2 protein-coding genes, 14 tRNA genes and 2 rRNA genes are annotated in these 5422 nt (G+C 45.6%); 1 reads left to right on the forward strand and 17 read right to left on the reverse strand.

What is annotated here, in order from left to right:
* The first annotated feature begins 221 nt into the window (after positions 1 to 221).
* Positions 222 to 310 (forward strand) — tRNA-Ser (locus T525_RS0110980).
* A 41-nt stretch (positions 311 to 351) separates the two neighbouring features.
* Here the strand turns inward: T525_RS0110980 and T525_RS0110985 are convergent.
* The 17 genes from T525_RS0110985 to T525_RS0111065 all read right to left on the reverse strand — a co-directional run.
* Positions 352 to 1497, reverse strand: a complete 1146-nt coding sequence (locus T525_RS0110985) for a metallophosphoesterase (RefSeq protein ID WP_027407236.1) — start codon at positions 1495 to 1497, stop codon at positions 352 to 354.
* A gap of 139 nt (positions 1498 to 1636) precedes the next feature.
* A complete protein-coding gene (locus tag T525_RS0110990; RefSeq protein WP_027407237.1) occupies positions 1637 to 3706 on the reverse strand; it encodes a methyl-accepting chemotaxis protein in 2070 nt (689 codons plus the stop codon).
* Positions 3707 to 3841: 135 nt separating this feature from the next.
* A tRNA-Leu gene (locus tag T525_RS0110995) sits at positions 3842 to 3927 on the reverse strand.
* A 24-nt stretch (positions 3928 to 3951) separates the two neighbouring features.
* Positions 3952 to 4038, reverse strand: a tRNA-Leu gene (locus T525_RS0111000).
* Positions 4039 to 4091: 53 nt separating this feature from the next.
* A tRNA-Leu gene (locus T525_RS0111005) sits at positions 4092 to 4180 on the reverse strand.
* Between the two features lie 14 nt (positions 4181 to 4194).
* A tRNA-Gly gene (locus T525_RS0111010) sits at positions 4195 to 4268 on the reverse strand.
* An 11-nt stretch (positions 4269 to 4279) separates the two neighbouring features.
* A tRNA-Thr gene (locus tag T525_RS0111015) sits at positions 4280 to 4355 on the reverse strand.
* Positions 4356 to 4362: 7 nt separating this feature from the next.
* A tRNA-Phe gene (locus T525_RS0111020) sits at positions 4363 to 4438 on the reverse strand.
* Between the two features lie 4 nt (positions 4439 to 4442).
* Positions 4443 to 4519: transfer RNA gene (locus T525_RS0111025), tRNA-Asp, on the reverse strand.
* Between the two features lie 7 nt (positions 4520 to 4526).
* Positions 4527 to 4602: transfer RNA gene (locus T525_RS0111030), tRNA-Val, on the reverse strand.
* Positions 4603 to 4609: 7 nt separating this feature from the next.
* A tRNA-Lys gene (locus T525_RS0111035) sits at positions 4610 to 4685 on the reverse strand.
* Positions 4686 to 4724: 39 nt separating this feature from the next.
* Positions 4725 to 4800, reverse strand: a tRNA-Lys gene (locus T525_RS0111040).
* Between the two features lie 27 nt (positions 4801 to 4827).
* Positions 4828 to 4903: transfer RNA gene (locus T525_RS0111045), tRNA-Lys, on the reverse strand.
* 4 nt (positions 4904 to 4907) lie between these two features.
* Positions 4908 to 4984: transfer RNA gene (locus T525_RS0111050), tRNA-Gln, on the reverse strand.
* A gap of 18 nt (positions 4985 to 5002) precedes the next feature.
* Positions 5003 to 5078, reverse strand: a tRNA-Asn gene (locus tag T525_RS0111055).
* A gap of 4 nt (positions 5079 to 5082) precedes the next feature.
* Positions 5083 to 5199: ribosomal RNA gene (gene rrf, locus T525_RS0111060) — 5S ribosomal RNA — on the reverse strand.
* Positions 5200 to 5272: 73 nt separating this feature from the next.
* A 23S ribosomal RNA gene (locus T525_RS0111065) occupies positions 5273 to 5422 on the reverse strand; the annotation flags it as partial.

Raw genomic sequence — 5422 nt, forward strand, 5'->3', positions numbered from 1 at the left:
CACAGGTTGTCCACAGGTTTTACACAGAAATTCTGAATAAACATTTAATTAAAAAGTCTATTTGACTTAAAAATATATGCCATTATTGACATATATTGATTGATTTTGTACAATAATAACAGTGTAAGAGAGGTGCTCCGAGTGGTTTAAGGAGCTGGTCTTGAAAACCAGTGATGTCGCAAGGCACCGTGGGTTCGAATCCCACCCTCTCCGCCATATATGGAGTGGTACTCAAGAGGCTGAAGAGGACGGTTTGCTAAATCGTTAGAGTCGCAAGGCTGCGAGGGTTCGAATCCCTCCCACTCCGCCATTTAAAACAATAAGCCGCCTTTATGGCGGCTTTTTTGTTGTTCATTTTTCTGTAAGGGTAAACACTGCGATTTCAGGAGGACAGCCGAAACGGAAGGGGAACCAGCTGCCATTGCCGGAATGAACATACCCCATGGTATTTCCCACATGGTATAATCCACGAAAGTATTTAAATATCGGCGGCACCAATGGTATGCCCAAGAAACCAATCTGCCCTCCATGGGTATGGCCTGTAAGCACCAGATTGGTATTAAATCTCGCCGCTGAATCTATAAAATCCGGGTGGTGAGCCAGCAGTATCTTTACTGAATTCTCTGGAATTGCCTTTAGGGCCAGCTCCGTATATTTTTCCTGCAAGAACTCAAACTGATCCCGCTTAATGGGATAGTCCACTCCTGCCACATAAAGCGGTAACGTACTGCCTGCCACCTTTTCAAAGGAATTTTCCAGTTTCTTTATACGCGTACCTTCTATTGCAATATCAATTGCGGGTATACCACGCATGTGCTCGTGATTGCCCCAGCAATAATAAATGCCGTATTTAAAATTGTCCACATAGCTGTCCACCAGCTTTGCAGCCTTAAAATTAATCCTGTTATCATCAAACAGATCACCGGTAATGGCAAGTATATCACCGCCAAGGGCACTGGCATCCCTTAAGAGCTTTTCCAGCTCCTCCAGCCCCATAAATGGTCCCAGATGAATATCGCTAAGCTGAACAACAGACAAGCCCTTTATATCATCAGGTATGTTATCAACCGGAACCTCAAAATGTCTTACTACCGTCTGATGTCTTTCAATGAGGCCACCATAGGCGGAAACGGCCACTGCCGCAGCTGGCAATGCCGCAGCCCCCTTCAATAATTTGCGGCGCTGTGGATTCTCCGGCACCTCCAACAGCTTTTTCCTAAAAAATCCTATTATTACATAGGCAAGAGCCAGCCAATCATATACAATCTGGGCCATAAAAGCCATGGTAGCTACCTGCAGAATAATACCACCCGCTGCTGTTCCATGGAGCTTGGTAAATCCCAGAATCATGCCAGCTATTAGGATAAGGTCCGCATAGAGAAGTCTTCTTTGGGCCTTCTTCAGCTTTTCAGAAGATAAAACAACCTCAAGAGCCTTCTGGGTAATCATTATAATTGATGTAAGCAGAACAAAGAGAATTGAAAAAAAGAATAACATAAACTAACCTCAAAATTAATAAAGAAAACGGAAAAGTAATGGTATTGTACCACACCTTTATGGAAAAATTCTATACATCATCCTTTTAATGGCAAAATAAAACCAGTGCCCCGAAAGACACTGGTTTTTTATGAATAAATTAGAATCTGAACTTCTTAAGCTCACGCTGAAGCTCGTCAGCCAAATCGGACAGATTGCGGGTGGAAGCGGCAATCTCTTCCATGGTTGCAGACTGTTCCTCAGTTGCTGAAGAAATAGCATCAATGCTGGCAGTTACAGTCTTGGTAACCTTCTCAACATTCTCAGCAGAATCCAGTACAGCCATACTGGAATCAGCAGTAGCATTTGCAGCCTGGGCAGCCTCCTTAATAAGAGCATCTACCTCGTTTACATTATCTACAATCTGCTGGAACTGAGTACCGGCCTCAGCCACAACTTCGCTACCTGTTCTAACTGCTGCAGTACCTTCCTTCATGCTGTTAACGGCCTTCTGAGTCTCATTCTGGATAGCCTGAATGATGGAAGCAACCTCAGCAGCTGCTTCAGAGGACTGCTCTGCCAGCTTGCGAACTTCATCAGCTACAACGGCGAAGCCACGACCATGCTCGCCGGCTCTTGCAGCCTCAATGGCGGCGTTAAGAGCCAACAGATTAGTCTGATCAGCAATACCAGAAATTGTATTGATGATTTCGCCAATTTCCTGAGAACGAACTCCAAGGTTGGCAACTGCACCAGCAGACTGCTCTACAGTAGTAGAAATCTGATTCATCTGGCTAACCGCACGCTTAATGGAAGCCTCACCCTTATTGGCAGCCTCACCTGCATTTGCAGAAGCACTGCTCATACGTTCAGCACTGGAAGCAATGGAAGTAACATTGTCAGTCATGTTGCGAATCTGTTCAACAACAGTAATCATGGTATCATTCTGCTGCTGAGCGGCACCGGCAATATCGGAAACCTTACCAGCTACATGGGTAATGGTCTCTGCACACTGATCAGAACCATCAGACAAGTCATTAGACGCAGCGGATACCTGCTGGGAGCTGGACTGAATCTGTTCAAGCAGACTCTTAAGATGCTCAGTCATCTGCATAAATGCATTACAGAGACGGCCAATTTCATCATTGGCCTCATAATCAAGGTTGAACTGACGAATATTACCATCAGCAATCTCTTCGGACGCATTGGCAAGAATGCTGAGTGGCTTGAAGAGCTTGGTACATACCATATAAATCAGGCCAAGTACGATAACCAGGGCTACTATGAGCACGATGGCCAAAGTGATGCGCATGTGGCTAACCGGCACCATAAGCTGTGCTTCATCAACAATAGTCAAATACTTGTAACCTGTCTGCTCAGAAGAGTAAACAGAAACAACCTTACTTACACCGTCAATTTCAAGATCAAACATGCCAGCCTTTTCGTTAGCCAGCTTGCTCATATCCCCTTCAACCTCAGCCAACTTCTTAAAGTTCAGGTCAGGATTTACAGGGTCTGCAAAAATTACGCCATCAGCATCAACTACTACCATGTATCCGGTTTCACCAATCTTAATCTCACTGATCATATCAGTAATAACCGGCAAATCAATGTTAATACCAAGAACACCAAGCGGATTATTGGTGGTATCCTTCAATACCATAAAAATACCTATGGTAGGAGTACCCTTTGAAGTCATAAATGGTGCAGTGATAAGAACCTTATCCTGTGCTGCCATACTATTTTTGTACCAATCGCGGGTACGGGAATCATAACCCTTCTTACGCTTTACAACAGGGTACTGAAGAAAACCACCATCAGTAGTACCAAGACTTACAACGGAAACAGAACCTTTGTTTGCCTCGGCAAAACGCTTAAAAATGTCGTAAGCAGCCAACTCATAACCGCCCTTGGCTGCAGGGTCCATGGCAATCATGCCCTTGGCATCCACTTCGCCGTCACTATAAACGGTAATGTTACCACCCTGACGCAAAATCGGATCATTGGACATATTAACCAAACCGGCACGAAGCTCCTCCAGGAAAATATTCATGGTATTATCTACCTGAATAGCCTGAAGATTTGTCTCTTCGTGGAATGATTCTCTCTGATTATTGGTAATTATTCCATTAAGAATAATACCCATGGCCAACATAGCCACAAAGATTGTCACACCACTTACCAGCATTAATTTTGTCTTAACGCTGGAATCTTGTTTAAAATGCGTCATAAAATCCCTCCAAGAATATTAAAAACAATTAACAAACATAATCTCTCTTGGTACGATTATAATTCGTCAAAAGCCTCCAATTTCCTTTTAAATCCACAAAAAAAACCGAGCAAAAACTCGGTAATTTTTTAAAAATGGTGCGGTTGGTGGGACTTGAACCCACACGACCTGTGATCACTACCCCCTCAAAGTAGCGCGTCTGCCTATTCCGCCACAACCGCATGTTATTGGCTAAAAAATATATATGGTGCGGCCGAGTGGATTTGAACCACCACGGGGTCAACCCCCACTAGCGCCTGAAGCTAGCGCGTCTGCCGTTTCGCCACGGCCGCATAACATCAAATATTATAGCATATGAAATTACTTATATCAAGCATTTTATTAGTGGTGCCGAGGACCGGAATCGAACCGGTACGGTAGTCTCCTACCGCGGGATTTTAAGTCCCGTGCGTCTGCCAGTTCCGCCACCCCGGCAAAAATACTTAATATGGAGCGGGTGATGGGAATCGAACCCACGTGACCAGCTTGGAAGGCTGGGGCTCTACCATTGAGCTACACCCGCGTAAGGATCAATGGAGCTGGCGAGAGGAATTGAACCCCCAACCTGCTGATTACAAGTCAGCTGCTCTACCTATTGAGCTACACCAGCATAAAAATGGTGCCTCAGAGCGGAATCGAACCACTGACACGGGGATTTTCAGTCCCCTGCTCTACCAACTGAGCTACCGAGGCATAATGGCGACCCGAAGGGGACTTGAACCCCTGACCTCCGCCGTGACAGGGCGGCATTCTAACCAACTAAACTACCGGGCCATAATAATGGTGGGCGCTAACGGGATCGAACCGCTGACATTCTGCTTGTAAGGCAGACGCTCTCCCAGCTGAGCTAAGCGCCCATATAAATGGTGACCCACCGGGGACTCGAACCCCGAACCTGCTGATTAAGAGTCAGATGCTCTACCAGTTGAGCTAGTGAGTCATAAAAAACAGGCTGTAAAACAACCTGTAATACTATCAATGGTGACCCACCGGGGACTCGAACCCCGAACCTGCTGATTAAGAGTCAGATGCTCTACCAGTTGAGCTAGTGAGTCATGATATAAAATTCCAAAACGAACTCATGGTGGCTCACCCGGGATTTGAACCCGGGACACCCTGATTAAAAGTCAGGTGCTCTGCCAACTGAGCTAGTGAACCGTTTTGGCTGGGGTAGTTGGACTCGAACCAACGAGTGCGGGAGTCAAAGTCCCGTGCCTTAACCAACTTGGCTATACCCCAATCACCCCAGGGGTAAAATGGCTCCTCGAGCAGGACTCGAACCTGCGACATACGGATTAACAGTCCGTCGTTCTACCGGCTGAACTATCGAGGAATGTAACCGGCAATTTCCTATCCTCCCAGGCCGTCTCCAGCCAAGTACTTTCGGCGTTTATGTGCTTAACTACTGTGTTCGGAATGGGAACAGGTGGGACCACATAGCCATCATCACCGGATATACAATTTGAAAATACATTTGCATGTACTCTCAAAACTAAACAGAAACAAGAATCATCTTAGAAAGCGCTTTAAGTTAAGCCCTCGACTTATTAGTACTGGTCAGCTTCACATGTCACCACGCTTCCACTTCCAGCCTATCAACCTTATCGTCTATAAGGAGTCTTACCAGATTACTCTGTGAGAGATCTCATCTCAAGGCGGGTTTCACGCTTAGATGCT

The organism is Anaerovibrio sp. RM50, assembly GCF_000622005.1.
In the GTDB taxonomy this organism is placed as follows: domain Bacteria; phylum Bacillota; class Negativicutes; order Selenomonadales; family Selenomonadaceae; genus Anaerovibrio.